The organism is Paenibacillus sp. FSL P2-0136 (assembly GCF_037975325.1).
Taxonomy (GTDB): Bacteria; Bacillota; Bacilli; order Paenibacillales; family Paenibacillaceae; genus Paenibacillus_AQ; species Paenibacillus_AQ silagei.
This window is the reverse complement of the sequence record NZ_CP150244.1, coordinates 1,358,384-1,371,973: the sequence shown is the minus strand read 5'-3', so window position 1 is coordinate 1,371,973 and position 13,590 is coordinate 1,358,384. Positions and strand designations below refer to the sequence as shown.

General features: G+C 43.1%; 10 protein-coding genes and 2 pseudogenes. 6 read left to right on the top strand and 6 right to left on the bottom strand.

All coding sequences use genetic code 11. From position 1 onward, the window contains the following. Window positions 1-36 precede the first annotated feature (36 nt). Complete coding sequence (locus tag NYE26_RS05755) at window positions 37-885, top strand: AraC family transcriptional regulator (protein WP_339254541.1); 849 nt, start codon at window positions 37-39, stop codon at window positions 883-885. Window positions 886-972: 87 nt separating this feature from the next. Here NYE26_RS05755 and sigK read toward each other — a convergent pair. Beyond that, window positions 973-1,479: pseudogene (gene sigK / locus NYE26_RS05750) on the bottom strand (RNA polymerase sporulation sigma factor SigK); the annotation flags it as partial. A gap of 906 nt (window positions 1,480-2,385) precedes the next feature. On the opposite strand from sigK, the gene NYE26_RS05745 reads away from it, so the two are divergent. The 5 genes and pseudogenes from NYE26_RS05745 to NYE26_RS05725 form a co-directional block, all read left to right on the top strand. Continuing rightward, complete coding sequence (locus NYE26_RS05745) at window positions 2,386-3,621, top strand: site-specific integrase (protein ID WP_339254539.1); 1,236 nt, start codon at window positions 2,386-2,388, stop codon at window positions 3,619-3,621. After that, the gene (locus NYE26_RS05740; RefSeq protein ID WP_339254537.1) at window positions 3,614-4,600 is read left to right on the top strand and encodes a tyrosine-type recombinase/integrase; all 987 of its coding nucleotides are present in this window, start codon (window positions 3,614-3,616) and stop codon (window positions 4,598-4,600) included. Before NYE26_RS05745 ends, NYE26_RS05740 begins: the two co-directional genes overlap by 8 nt. Next, window positions 4,587-4,931, top strand: a complete 345-nt coding sequence (locus tag NYE26_RS05735; RefSeq protein WP_339254535.1) for a site-specific integrase — start codon at window positions 4,587-4,589, stop codon at window positions 4,929-4,931. The genes NYE26_RS05740 and NYE26_RS05735 overlap by 14 nt, the downstream gene beginning before the upstream one ends. After that, complete coding sequence (locus NYE26_RS05730; RefSeq protein WP_339254533.1) at window positions 4,928-5,596, top strand: tyrosine-type recombinase/integrase; 669 nt, start codon at window positions 4,928-4,930, stop codon at window positions 5,594-5,596. The genes NYE26_RS05735 and NYE26_RS05730 overlap by 4 nt, the downstream gene beginning before the upstream one ends. Before the next feature lie 516 nt (window positions 5,597-6,112). Then, window positions 6,113-6,553 (top strand): annotated as a pseudogene (locus NYE26_RS05725) (transposase); the annotation flags it as partial. Between the two features lie 162 nt (window positions 6,554-6,715). On the opposite strand, the gene NYE26_RS05720 reads toward NYE26_RS05725, so the two are convergent. The 5 genes from NYE26_RS05720 to NYE26_RS05700 form a co-directional block, all read right to left on the bottom strand. Next, entirely contained in the window at window positions 6,716-7,084 is a 369-nt protein-coding gene (locus NYE26_RS05720; RefSeq protein WP_339254531.1) for a hypothetical protein, read from the bottom strand. Between the two features lie 923 nt (window positions 7,085-8,007). Further along, window positions 8,008-8,682 carry an isoprenylcysteine carboxylmethyltransferase family protein gene (locus NYE26_RS05715; RefSeq protein ID WP_339254529.1) on the bottom strand — a complete coding sequence of 225 codons (675 nt, stop codon included), beginning with the start codon at window positions 8,680-8,682 and terminating at the stop codon, window positions 8,008-8,010. Between the two features lie 6 nt (window positions 8,683-8,688). Further along, window positions 8,689-9,873, bottom strand: a complete 1,185-nt coding sequence (locus NYE26_RS05710; RefSeq protein ID WP_339254527.1) for a pyridoxal phosphate-dependent aminotransferase family protein — start codon at window positions 9,871-9,873, stop codon at window positions 8,689-8,691. Window positions 9,874-9,972: 99 nt separating this feature from the next. After that, window positions 9,973-10,242: an acyl carrier protein gene (locus NYE26_RS05705; protein WP_339254525.1), complete on the bottom strand. Its 270-nt coding sequence runs from the start codon at window positions 10,240-10,242 to the stop codon at window positions 9,973-9,975. A 42-nt stretch (window positions 10,243-10,284) separates the two neighbouring features. Continuing rightward, entirely contained in the window at window positions 10,285-13,587 is a 3,303-nt protein-coding gene (locus NYE26_RS05700) for a beta-ketoacyl synthase N-terminal-like domain-containing protein (RefSeq protein WP_339254523.1), read from the bottom strand. Between the last annotated feature and the right edge of the window lie 3 nt (window positions 13,588-13,590).

Below are 13,590 nucleotides of genomic sequence, written 5' to 3'. Positions count from 1 at the left end.
TATTTCATTTATCCATTTTGGTAGGAGTGTGAATACATGAATTTTGCAGACATTAATGAAAATGATGTAATCTACCGATGTATCGGCAAAGACTTTAATCAGGGTATTTTATCTTGCGGCTTTATGCGGAAAAGATCAGCAGAGCGTTCTCAATATGATTTTAAGATAGGATATTACAGCTGTTTTGTAGTATTGCAAGGCAGTGGAACATTTATTTCTGCGGACGGTACCGTTACTCCTATGCAAGCAGGTGATCTTGTTCAACGTTTACCTGAACGTTTGCACTCTACTGCAATTGAACCAGATGGGAATTGGATCGAATTTTATATCAGTGTCGGGTATCCTGTCTATTCATACTTAAAGACACTCGGAATTATTAATTCCGATAAGGAAGTCCAATCGGCACAGCATACGAATGATTTTTTCTTTGATTTTGTTTCCTTGCTGAAAGCCTTGAAAAGTGCAACAGATGAAAGTCTTCCCTCCCTGCTAATGAAGTCTCAGGATTTGATTATCAGATTGCACAGTAGCATTCATAATGCTCATAGCAATGAAATTGAAAGTAAAATAACAAAAGCCTGCGAGCTGATTAGTGTCTCCAATGATATTCACTTTGATATTCAGGAAGTGGCATCTGCCGTGAATATGGGCTACGAGAACTTCCGGAAATTTTTTAAAGAGACTACGGGGATTTCCCCTAAGCGATACCACACTGAACATTTAATGAGACAGGCCAAAATGATGCTGCTATCCGGACTTCCCATCAAACACGTAGCTGTTAGCCTTGGTTACGGGGATATATATTCATTCACCAAACAATTTACGAAGTCAGAAGGGGTATCTCCCGGACGATATATCCGTAAAACAAAACCTGGTCAAAATTAAGCTTGAGAAACAAAAAGCAACTCATCCGTAGACAAGTTGCATAGTAAACGTTCCTTTTGCAGCGGATGTTACTTTGTAATTTCCAGTTTACCGCTTCACCTTATAAAACTCATGATACAGCTTCATCAGCGCCCTCTTCTCAATCCGCGACACATAACTCCGCGAGATCCCCAGTTCCTTCGCAATCTCCCGCTGCGTCCGCTCTTCCCCGCCGGTGTCCAGGCCAAACCGCCCGACCACAACTTCCTTCTCCCGGTCATCTAGGATATCCAGATTCCGATAGATCTTGCTCTTCTCAATTTTCAGATCCACTTCCTTAATCACATCATCGGCCTCAGATCCTAGGATATCGATCAGGGTGATCTCGTTGCCTTCTTTATCCGTTCCGATCGGATCGTGGAGGGATACGTCCTTGCGGGTTTTTTTCAGCGAGCGTAAGTGCATCAGGATTTCATTCTCGATACAACGGGCGGCAAAAGTAGCCAGCTTAGTGCCCTTGTTCGGGCGGTAGCTCTCGATGGCCTTGATCAGCCCAATGGTGCCGATGGAGATCAGGTCCTCCATGTCTTCGCCGGTGTTGTCGAATTTCTTGAGGTTATGGACACGATGCGATGTAAATACAGCATATTTATATAGAGTCGAGGATGTCGGCCCGCGTCTTCCTCCATCCGCTCAATCAACGGATTGTGCAATTTTCCCGCAATCCGCTTTCCTTTATGTTACCCTCTGGGTTCAGTTCGTAGGTTGAAATCCGGAAGTAATATTAAGAGATTTATCAACCTGTAATTGGAATAGAGAATGGATTCCGGCAGTCTTTTCCATCCCGCGTTGCGCCAGCATTTGAATCGGTGACTCCATATCCGCTTTATGATCCACCATTAAAGTCGATTGAACAGCTTTCTGACGTGGGAATTGCGGAAATAATTGCCCTAACCTCGGATGACGGGGTTTATGGAGTTGATAAGCTCAAATACGGTTAGCAGGATGTGTCTACGCGTTCGGGCTCAAATGGTGTCCATGAACGATTGGATAGACTTGTCTTTGGGATAGGGATAGGTAAAGATATTCATCTTCGATTGCTTCTTCACGTTTCCCCGTGGCAGCGACAAACCTTTCCCCTGTTTGAGCTTGTAGTCCAGAAACTCTAATCCCCACTTAATGTGGTTGATCTTTGTTTTATCTGGGTGAAGCCTCCGGAATGATTCTTTGCATCACGGAGCGTCTGCGCAGCTTCCACTCGTGTCTTACGGTGCACCACCCAATCGTCCACGAAGCGCATCAGTCGATACCCTCTGTCCCTACTTTTATGGTCGGAATGATTTAGGTAAATATTACTGAACAGCGGACTTACTACACTACCTTATGCCAAGAAAGTTACTATGCAAAGTATCAGACCTAAAAGCCCGCCAGATCAACGATTTGTTGCAATTTACTTTGCATAGTGTCCGAAAATGAGAGTGAGCGCATCGCGCTCCACAATCATTTTCGGGAGGCATGAATATGAAAAAACAGGCATTGGTTGAACTGATTGATGAACTGGAGCAAGAGATGCTGCGCCTTGGCTACACCGAAGGTTCCATGCAGTTTTACCGTAGGCGTTGGCGGATGCTGCTTCGGTTTGCAGAAGAACGCGGAGAGGCTTGCTATTCCGAACAACTGGGCATTGCGTTTGTCGAGCACCACTTTCAGATCTTCGAAAAAGACTTCGGGCGCACCTTGGCCCAGTCAGAAACGCAAGAATTACGAATTATTCGGATGATCGGGGATTTCCAGCTGCACCACACGGTACTGCGTCGCTATTACAAGCACAAGGAAATCCTTACAGATGCCTATTTCACCGCCATAAACGAACGCTTCATGCACTATTGCGCGAGTAAGTCGTACACGAAAGTCACAACGGATCATTATGTCAAACAGTCTGCCCGTTTCATGGACTATCTGGTTTCGCAGAAAGTCACGGATTGCAAAGGCATTGATTTGCGCCTTATCTATGATTACCTCAAAACATTGGCCGGCTACACCTACAAGACGGTGGAGCAAGTCATTTGCGCGTTACGCGCCTTCTTCCGGTTCCTGTTGGAAACGGAAGTTGTCCAAACCGACTTTGCAGCGCAAATGCCGATGATTCAAGCCAGAAAGCAGACGCGTATTCCTTCCGTATGGACCGCGGATGAATTAAAAAAGCTGATCGCCGCAATTGACAGAGGAAGTCCAAAAGGAAAACGGGATTATGCCATCATCCTACTGGCTTGTCGGTTAGGCATGCGCTGCACCGACATTAAGCATCTGCAAATGACGAACTTCCGCTGGGAAGAGAAGAAACTGATCTTTATCCAGTCGAAGACCCGGCAGCCTCTGTCTCTTCCGCTTCCCCCGGAGGTCGGTTGGGCTGTGATCGACTATCTGAGATACGGCCGTCCCAAAGTCGACAGCTCCGTTCTGTTTGTCCGGCACATGGCGCCATTTCTCCCCTTTTCCGAGGAGGATCATCTCAACCAGTTGATTAAAAGCTATATGGAACTGGCACATTTGCCGACGCTCAAAAAAAGGCGTGGCATGCACTCTCTCCGGCATACGATGGCCAGCAGGCTCTTGGAACAGGACACGCCGCTTTCCACCATTTCAGACATACTCGGGCATGTCGATCCCGACTCAACCGCCGTCTATCTGAAGGTCGACATTGAAAAACTACGGGCTTGCTCGCTCCGTTTGGATGAGGCGGCGACCCATGAATAGCGATCGGTATACCGGACCGTTTAAAGACTATATTCAAGGCCATATTGCCTTGAAGCAAGCCATTGGGTACAAGTACGAAACCGACGCCGCCCATTTGGCACGTTTTGATCGATTTACGTTGGAGAGGTACCCGGAAGCCACGACGCTGTCCAAGGGGATCGTCTTGGACTGGTGCAGCAAAAAAGTACATGAAACACAAGCAAACCAATGTACCAGCGCATCGATCCTACGCCAATTCGGTATCCATTTGAATCGCATTGGTGTTGCCGCTTATGTGCTTCCCAAGGGATATTATCCCACGGGAGCGCCTTACGTACCCTACATTTATTCGGCTGGCGAACTGCAACGCTTTTTTGCTGAAACGAATCGCTGCCGTTATTGTTATGAATGTCCGGACCGCCATCTGATCATGCCTTTGTTTTTTCGCATGATTTACACTTGCGGACTGCGTGTTTCCGAAGCCCGGCTGCTAACCGTAGCTGATGTGGATTTGGAGCAAGGCATCCTTTTGGTGCACCACTCCAAAAAGGACAATAGTCGGCTTGTCCCCATGTCCGATGAACTGGCAGAACGATGCCGCGGCTATGCCAGACAGGTGCATCTTTATCCAAGCGCTACGGAGCCCTTCTTCCCGGCACTGGGAAGAAAGCCGATGACGCTGACAAACGTTTACCACAATTTTCGGCGCTTTCTATGGCGAGCAGGCATTTCGCACGGCGGCAAAGGCAAGGGACCGAGAATTCATGATTTTCGCCACACCTACGCCTGTCACTGCTTAAAACAATGGGTCTTGCAGGGCAGAGATCTGGCCGCTTATCTGCCAGTGCTGAAAACCTATTTGGGTCATGATTCATTTGCGGAAACCGCCTATTACCTGCGACTGACAGCGGATGTATTCCCTGATCTTACGCTGAAGCTGGAAGGGCGATACCCGGACCTTATTCCGATGTTGGAACGTGCTGACGATGAAGCCGACTGATTTCGCCAAACATCTGACGGCATTTTTCCAGACGTATCTGACGTCACAAAAAAACGTCAGTAAAAACACGATCTATTCCTACCTCGACACCTTTAAGCTGTTCCTGCGCTATTGCCAGGAAGTGAAGCAGATCCCGGCGGAACGTTTGGAATTGAACCTGTTGACGAACGATTTGATTACAGGATTTCTGGATTGGCTGGAGTCTGAAAGAAATGCAGCATCACCACGAGAAACCTGCGTCTTACGGCCATCCATTCCTTTTTTCGGTACGTACAGTACGAGGAGCCCGCGGGACTCTTTCATCTCCAAAAAGCAATGTCCGTCCCTATGAAAAAAGCGCCTAAAACGATGGTGGAACACTTGTCGCCGGAGGCGGTGCAATTGCTTTTGGCGCAGCCGGACAGGAATAGCTTGAGGGGCCGACGGGATTTAACCTTGATGAGTGTGCTGTACGACACCGGCGCCAGAGTGCAAGAACTCATTGACCTTCGAGCCGGCGATACATTTCTGGAAACGCCGGCGGTCGTTCAATTGACCGGAAAAGGCAACAAAACCCGCCGAGTCCCGCTGATGAAAAACACGGTTCTTTTATTACAGCGGTACAAGCTTGAACAGAAGCTGGACAGTCCGTCAAAGAATGAGCATCCTTTGTTTACAAACAGCCAGCATAACAAATTGACCAAGGAAGGTGTTGCGCACATCCTCGCCAAATATGTGGACACAGCAAGAAAAACATCGACAATTGTGCCACCGAAAGTGCGAGCTCATATGTTACGGCACTCCAAGGCCATGCATCTGCTCCAAGCAGGCGTTAATCTCATCTACATTCGCGACTTCCTTGGCCATGTAGATCTAAAAACGACAGAGGTCTATGCCAGAACGGATACAGAAACGAAGCGAAAAGCGATTGAACAAGCCTATCCTGACCTGGTAGATCCCCAACTGCCGGACTGGAACCAAGATCAGGTGCTGCTTTCTTGGCTTTCAGAGCTGTAGCCGAAATACTATGCAAAGTAAATGAACCGAAAACCTGATAACTACGGACTTTTGGAGGTTTACTTTGCATAGTGAACCTTGCGGTGTGCCGTTCGGTGCCGTGTATTTCTTTCCGTCCTCCATATACACTGCTTCGAGCGTTTGCCTGACCAATTACAAGACTCTTCCGTCACTTATCCGCTCAACTGGAGCAACATGCACCTGCTGATGTGGATTTTGAGGCCCGTTATTTGGACCCTGCCGCTGGTGGCGTAATGGATGAAAAGAGAGTCTGGCGTTACCATGAGCGTGCGTAGCATTAGCGCGATGCTAAAACGGATGAACTTCAGCTTTACCAAAGCCACGTACACGCTTGCTAATACCAACGAGGAGGCTCAGGCCTTCTTCAGATAGCACAGATTCGTTCAGCTCAAGAAATAAGTGGAAGTTAAACAAATGGACCATTTGCTCTTTGAAGACGAGTCCATGATTTACTCGTATCAAGCCCTTCAGTACAATTGATTTCCTCGCGGTAAACAACGCAAAGTGCCAACGTACGGCAAACACGAAGGAGCGAAATTATCTGGTGCCATAAACTATGAAGCGGGTCAAGTTCATCACCAAGAAGAAGAAAAAGCGGACACTGCAGCTTTTATTCGATTTCTACAGAATCTTCTCTCTGCTAATTCTAAGGGTAAACTGGCATTGATTTTCGATAACAGTCGAGTTCATCACGCTACAGGATTACAGCCGTTTTTAAAGAAACATCCGCATCTACAACTGGTTTTTCTACCACCTTACAGTCCAAATTCCCATCCAGTCAAGGGGTTTTGGCTGTGGCTCAAAGCCGATGTGGTGAACAACATCTTTTTTGAAAAATTTTATAAGATTAGGCTTTATGTAAGTCAATTTATGAAGCGAATCAACAAGCAGCCATTAGAAACGAAAAAATCGTCTCCTAGCAGGTTATTAACTTAATTGTGTTCTATATAACTTTTTAAGTTTAATCATCTGGACTTCTACAGTCATATTGTTCGCTTTATCCAAGCCTTCTACGTCAATCCCCATCCAGACCTCCGTTGGAAAAGATTAGAAGTAAGCAGCAACACACATGAGAAGTGTTCTGCAGTACTTTTGAAATCACGCAAAATATCTATTATAGAAAGCGTAAAGAATTTTATCTGGAAGGCTTAATCCTGTATCGTAGATCTCCAAACTATAAGAGGACAATTGCTTGGTAAACCGTGTGACAAAAGCTTCGTCATATAAATCATCTATTGATAGGTCCCTAAAGAGCAGTTCTATCAATTGACACATCTCTATTGTATTGTTGCATTTACAGGAATGAAAATGGATTTGTTGTATGATATTATTCGCACATTTAACATAACCGTTGATGTCATTGCCGCAAAGCGGACAAGTTATCTTGATTTCCAAATCGAACTGTTTTAAAAACACGCCATTTACAGCATGTTCTGATACAAGGTAGATAGGATGGTTTTCCGTCATTACCTCTTCTCCCTTTTTATATTGTTGTATAATACAATTCTCATTAATATACCGTATTGCATATTCCTCTTTTTATGTGGCCTATTTGAAATTAAGCAACGAACTCTGATTGTCACTCATCCGAAATCAAATCCTCCCTACTTGAAAAGTGAAAATAACTGTTCTGATCCAACAGCGTATTCATGGTCTGTCCCATAACAATGACATAAGAATGCTCGAGAAAAGCGAATGTTTCGGGCAGTATCACCATTAGGACAGGACTTTTGGATATTTTCGAACATCTGCGAAGCCTCCACTGCAATAGCATGAGATGCAGCTAAATACATCCAGAACGGGACAGACGGCGAGCGAAACTTGGTCAGGCACGCAAGTCACCCTACCTTATAACGTTTGAAAGCTACGAGGCGGGCATATTCGCAGTAACTTTTGGATCGGTAAGGAAACCTTGGCATTTTCCGCAGCAAATCTCAGCATTTTATGAAGATGATATCCACTCTCTGTAGCCTATATTCAACTACATAAGCTGAATTTTTGATTTACCAAATCGACATTCGTCGTGACTGCGATAAATGTTTGGACTTCCGGTTAGTCATATTCGGCTTGATAAAAACCGTTGACAACGGTACATAAAGGCAGTCTCTATCCTCCAACAGTTCCAAACTTCACCTCCAGCACTTCTGCCAATTTGAAGTTCTTTATTTCAAATCATATTGCTAAACACTCATATAGTAAGGAAAACATTATTTATCCTGAATTTCGAAAGTGAATTGAACAAATCAAGATAAGACAAGGGATCCCCCCCCTTTATCCTTAACCCATTTGGTGCAAGCTGTTTTGTTTTTAGCAAGAAATCCCTTAGTGTAGTGCCTTTAAAATGATTTGTAATTCTTACTTTCAAAATTCAGGTTTATTGCTCTAAAGTGCTAATAAATAAATGGTATGATTCTTTTGGTATTTTTCATATAACATTCAAATTCCTTACCAAAATTTTGTAATAGTAATTTTTCTTCGTTTTCCATGCGTTTAATACAAAGAGGGGCAGTAATTATAATTATTAATCCCCCCATCCACGATCCAAACATAATTGAAACTCCGATAATAATTAAAGTACTTCCACAATAAGCAGGGTGACGAATATAGCGATAAATACCTCTGGTTTGTAAAGAATGATTCTCCATGATACGTACAGAATGGGAAAAGTGTTTCCCTAACTCTCTTTTCGCCAGATACCTCAAAAACGCACCTCCGATAAAAAGAGGAGAACCAATACAAAGACTTATAAACCAAACATCTTTAGAAAATAATAACACCCCATCATAATATGTGTTCGCTGCCAATCCCAAAATACTTAAACTTCCGATTAGTCCACTGATAACCCCGTTATCTTTAGCTCCCTTTCTTTCTCCTTCATCAAAGAAACTTGGAAATTCTAGCAATAAACCGAACAACGTAAAAGTCACAGCTGTGTAAAACACAATGTGACTGTTCCATGCCGTCCGATTTGACAGATAAATCCAAAGGATGCCAGAAAGAAAAGGAATTAACACAGAACATGCTACGTCGTATCTAAAATATTTTTTATTTTTCATTTCTTTCATCCTCTACTAAAAACCAAAAATTAATTTCGCTTCACATATAAGCTCAACGGTGCGCTTACAGTCTTCCTCAGTTAACCATGGAGTAACCCCAAGACGTAAACGGCCTGTAGGTACTGAAGGATATACCATAGCAGATACAAGAATCCCTTTCTTTTTTAGCCATTGCACAACTTTCATAGTGAGTCCAAAGTCACCAACTATGACTGGAATAATTGGTGTTTCTGTATTCAGTATGTTAACATTCTGGGTTCTGAATTGTTCGATAAGATAGCGAGTATTTTTCCACAATTTCTCTCTAATGTTATCTCCATGAGTGGATAACTTAGTAAGAGATGCAAGAGCAGCAGCAGCAGCAGCAGGACTGAGCCCACGAGAGTTTAAATAAGGTACAGAAAAATGTCGAAGAACATCTTCGATCTCATGACTAGCAGCAATAAATCCGCCTACACTTCCAATTCCCTTGCTCATTGTACCCATGATTATGTCTACTCTATCAATAACGTTAAATAATTCGCAAGCTCCTCTTCCAGTTGGCCCACAAACGCCCATGGAGTGTGCCTCATCCACCATCACAAGAGCATCATACTGCTCTGCAAGGTCACAAATGCGGTCAAGGGGAGCATAATCTCCGTCAGCACTAAACAAACCATCAACAATGATCATTCTTTTTCTTTTATCCTGTGAGTTTTCCAACAATTTCTCTAATCGCTGCATGTTATTGTGAGGAAAAGTCCGTACTTGCGCATCAGATAACTTGCTTCCCATCAGGATAGATGCGTGGTTATACTGATCGTTGATTATTACGTCATCCTGACCCATCATCGTTGTTATTGTCCCAATATTCGCATGCATACCCGATGGAAAAAGCAGTGCGACTTCTTTTCCGATGTATTGAGCGAGCTTTCTTTCAAGATCGCGATGGATGCTCGTATACCCACTAAAAATTTGAGCACCGAACGTGTTGGTTCCGAATATTTCAATGCCCTTTATAGCAGCTTTTTTAACATCATCATCTCTTGACATACCCAAATAATCGCAGGATGCCAACATTAAATAGGACAGTTCACCGTTCTGTTCTTCGACCGCTACCGAACTACCCAATATTTCCTCAATAACCGGAAAATAAGGGTATTCTTCTGCATTTCGCCATTTATTCAGTAAATCATAAAGTGGTTCAACCGATTGAATCATTAGAAATTACCTCCCATTGTAAAGTAATGCCATCGCATTTAATCACTTACTCTCTGAAATTTCATAAATTTATTTGGATGAAATTTTTAAAATTCAGTATTAATTATTTCCATCTTCATCCTTTAACGCCTGTACAATAGCATCTGTTAACTCTTTCAAACTAATATCATTAAGATAATTATCCATAATCTGATGCATGTCAATTTTGGCTCCATATTTTTCTTCTACTGAGGTAATTACTTCTGCTAAAATCAACGAGTCAATCCCTAGCGAACGAATTGTCGCATCCCCACTTATTTGATCTACCTTTAATGATGTTTCTTCCATAATTATCAACAGAATGTCCGATTCCATTTTTTCGTTGCTCATTATCATAACCTCCTTTAAAGATGTTCATACTTAATTTCCTTCTCAATCCACCATAACTGGGAGAGCAACTCCCGTATCTTTCAGAGTTTTAGATGCTATCCCTTTAAATCTGATTTGGAGTGCACCATGTTCATCAAACAAGTAAATATCCAATTTTGGTATTTTATCGCTATCGTTTAAAGAACCGTTGAAGCATATTTTTGCCCACATTAATGAGGTACATGGTCCAAAAATATCTACCTCTTTTAATAAAAAGGGAAGCATTGGACTTAACTGACCTTTAAGACTTTGGATGGCATACAGAACTGCCCCCTGAAGTGTAGAATCTAATAAACTTGGGTGTAGGTAGAGGTTTCTTTCAGAACCAACGAGTTTTTTGGGGATCCCCACCTTTACAAAGATATCACTATTAAACTCGTAAATACCCAAAAGACCTTGTAGGCTTGAACCCAAATCCACTCCCCATTTTCGCAAAATGTCATAATACATACCTATATTTTGCTTTTGGGCATCTAGTTGAGTGTGAATTTTATCCAAATCATTAAACGTCTGTTCATGACGTTCTTTAAAAATTGCCACTCCTCGACAGTGTATAGTTGAAATCAGTCCTACACTACTGAAAATCTCAAAGTGGAACATGTGTTCTTTTTTAGGAACTATAGTAATATGAATATCCGAATGACTATTAACATGGAGAGGTTTTATCCAAATAACATTACGCAATGATAAGTAGTACCGTTCATCATGTATACTGGATGATAACTGTTCCAAAGCTGCACGAACCATTTCTAAATAGGCCATTCCAGGCAACACTTTATTACCATTAATTATGTGATCCCTCAAGAAAAATTCTTCACCAGACAATGTGGTATTAAATCGGTAATTTGTGAAATCTGAAACATTTTTATGAACTAGTGGATGAATAACATTTACGGGCGGGTCTTCTATTTTCTTCTTGTAACGCGAATCCAGAATCCAATAATGTTCTCGAGCAAAAGGATATGTAGGCAAGGAGATGCGTCGTGGTTTTATCCCCTCATATAGTCGGTTCCAGTCTACATTTAAACCTTGAACCCAAAGTTCTAGAAGGCGAACATATTTTTTTCGTCGCATCCAACGATGAATCGATTCATTCAGATCATCGTCGTCCGACAGCAAGCTTAGCATTTCGTTATTACGCTGCACCTGTCCCTGGTATAGATTAGGAATATCCTCCCTTCCCGCCATAAATGCGCTTAGTTTTTCTTTAAGCCCCTTGACGGAATCTGCCACAATGGCCAGTCTCTCTTCCATGGGCTCCCGCCCTACCTGTAACGTGAATGCAGCATCCGCCAATTGTTCTTCGCCAAGCACTCCTGTCTCTATGGCTTGAAGAAGTTGTCCAGCCTGCTCTTTGAGTCGGTCTTTATTTTTCGCCGACAACAAATATATTCCGGGATTATGCTGAGTGATGGAAGAAGTTACTACCTCCTCGTTACCGCCAATATATTCTTCCAGCACCAAGTGAGCATTCACACCCCCAAAGCCGAAAGAGCTGACTCCTGCTCGGCGAGGCAGCTCACGGCCGCTTGAGTCCCTCAACGCTTTCCATTCCCTATTTTCTTGGACGATATAGAAAGGACTACCTTGCAGTTCTATATAGGGATTGATATTCTCGCAGTGTAGACTTTTGACTAACGTTTTATGTCGCATCTGCAACAACACTTTGATGACTCCGGCTACTCCCGCTGCCAACTCAAGATGACCAATGTTACTTTTGACTGCTCCCAATCCACAACTTTCTTCCTCCACCTGTGAATCGCCAGTCTCTTCGTACAACTTCTGAAAAGCTGTCCGAAGCCCGTTAATCTCGACCGGATCTCCAAGCTTTGTGCCAGTACCATGAGTTTCAATGTAAGTGACGGTCCTCGGATCAACACCAGCTTTACGGTAAGCATCTATCAGCAAGTCGGCTTGCGCTTTAGAATTTGGTGCCGTCAAGGAATTAGAACGACCGCCATGGTTTACTGAGGTTCCTCGAATCACAGCATAAATATGGTCACCGTCTCGTTCTGCTGCGCTTAGTCGTTTGAGAAAGAGCATGCCCACTCCCTCGCCACGCACATACCCATTTGCCTCACCGGAGAATGTCTTACATCTTCCATCGGGACATAACATCCCTGCTTTGGCGAAGCTAACCGATATCAACGGATCGACAAGCGTGTTTACCCCTCCAGCGATCGCCATCTCACAACTCCCATCTTGAATTGCTGAGACCGCTCGATGAATAGCAACCAGAGAACTGGAGCAAGCTGTTTCGATAGGCTCACTGGGACCATGAATATTAAGAAAATAACTCATCCGATTAGGCCCAATTGATGGAACTGTTCCGGTTACTGAGTAGCTTTTCACTCCAAACTTGACTGAGCGATGAATGAGATCATAGTATCCACTACTTGTCGTACCCACATAGATTGCCGTATTTGTATCCGAAAGAGTTTGTGCAGAATAACCCGCATCTTCGATTACTTTCCATACATACGTCATAAGTAGACGTTGCTGAGGATCCATACATTCCGCTTCTTTAGGAGAGATCCCAAAAAAGAGAGGATCAAACTCGTCAATTGAATCTAAAAATCCTCCCCATTTAATTTTCGCATCGCTATTCCACCAATCAAAGCGATTCTCGGGCTCTTCTTCAATGCAATCTCTACCTTTCAATAAGTTGAGCCAAAACTCATCTATATCCTGTGCTAATGGAAACTTTCCACTCAAGCCAACAATAGCAATAGGCTCTATAATACTTGGAGACTTAACTTCTACAGCATCGTTTGCCCTCTTTTTGGTAAAATATCTGGATTTTATCTCCTTAGGTTCTATTAACTCTTCACCGCTTACATACTCAAGACCGCTATGATTATTAATTCCTTCGGTATTATGAACATGAAGATCATAATAAACAGATAGCCTTCCGAAATATTCGGAAACTAAATATTTAGTCAAACTCTGTAAAGAAGAATATTCAAAAAAGACTGCTGGCGTGAGTTCCAACTGGTACTTACTGTTTAATTGATGGGTTAACTGGGTGAACAAAAATGAATCGAATCCAAACTCACTTAATTCAAAATTACCTGACAGTAATTTTTTGTCTACTTTAAGTAGATTTGAGGCTATTTCCTTCAAATCTTCCTCGAACATAATGGTCAGATTTCCAACAGCCGATTTATTTGAAGAGCTACCCATGGGCTGTCTTCCTCCCATTAAACTCAATAGCTTGAGTTCTGCGGCAGCCTTTTCTACACTGATTTTATTCTCCCGCAATTCACTCACCAAATTATGAATTTTTTCTTTCAATTTCCCCACCATCCT

Excerpts from the sequence above, each read along its gene's own strand:
- NYE26_RS05715 (WP_339254529.1), bottom strand. The coding sequence starts at position 8,682 with ATGAAAGAAATGAAAAATAAAAAATATTTTAGATACGACGTAGCATGT.
- NYE26_RS05745 (WP_339254539.1), top strand. The coding sequence starts at position 2,386 with ATGAAAAAACAGGCATTGGTTGAACTGATTGATGAACTGGAGCAAGAG.
- NYE26_RS05735 (WP_339254535.1), top strand. The coding sequence starts at position 4,587 with ATGAAGCCGACTGATTTCGCCAAACATCTGACGGCATTTTTCCAGACG.
- NYE26_RS05700 (WP_339254523.1), bottom strand. The coding sequence starts at position 13,587 with ATGGTGGGGAAATTGAAAGAAAAAATTCATAATTTGGTGAGTGAATTG.
- NYE26_RS05710 (WP_339254527.1), bottom strand. The coding sequence starts at position 9,873 with ATGATTCAATCGGTTGAACCACTTTATGATTTACTGAATAAATGGCGA.
- NYE26_RS05740 (WP_339254537.1), top strand. The coding sequence starts at position 3,614 with ATGAATAGCGATCGGTATACCGGACCGTTTAAAGACTATATTCAAGGC.
- NYE26_RS05755 (WP_339254541.1), top strand. The coding sequence starts at position 37 with ATGAATTTTGCAGACATTAATGAAAATGATGTAATCTACCGATGTATC.
- NYE26_RS05705 (WP_339254525.1), bottom strand. The coding sequence starts at position 10,242 with ATGAGCAACGAAAAAATGGAATCGGACATTCTGTTGATAATTATGGAA.
- NYE26_RS05730 (WP_339254533.1), top strand. The coding sequence starts at position 4,928 with ATGAAAAAAGCGCCTAAAACGATGGTGGAACACTTGTCGCCGGAGGCG.
- NYE26_RS05720 (WP_339254531.1), bottom strand. The coding sequence starts at position 7,084 with ATGACGGAAAACCATCCTATCTACCTTGTATCAGAACATGCTGTAAAT.